The 312-nt window shown below is 42.3% G+C and carries 1 protein-coding gene; it reads left to right on the top strand.

What is annotated here, in order from left to right:
• Positions 1-312 (top strand): response regulator (locus R8923_RS14300; RefSeq protein ID WP_485873426.1); only part of this gene is annotated, 312 nt, incomplete at both ends.

The following is a 312-nucleotide window of genomic DNA, read 5'->3' as shown; positions in this document are numbered from 1 at the left end:
AAGCAATTGAACTTGTTGAGGAAGTACAACCAGATTTAATATTGCTTGACATTATGCTTCCAGGACGTGACGGCATTGAGGTTTGCCGTGAAGTACGCAAAAAATATGATATGCCAATCATCATGGTAACAGCAAAAGATTCAGAAATCGATAAAGTGCTAGGCCTCGAGCTTGGCGCCGATGACTATGTAACGAAACCGTTTAGTACTCGTGTGCTTATTGCACGGGTTAAAGCCAATTTGCGCCGTCATAGCCAAATTAGTTCGCAATCCGCTGAAGAAGAAGAAAATTGCGAAATCGAAATTGGATGCC

The organism is Listeria tempestatis, from assembly GCF_963575625.1.
Classification (GTDB): domain Bacteria; phylum Bacillota; class Bacilli; order Lactobacillales; family Listeriaceae; genus Listeria; species Listeria tempestatis.
This window is presented reverse-complemented; position numbering and strand designations above follow the sequence as displayed.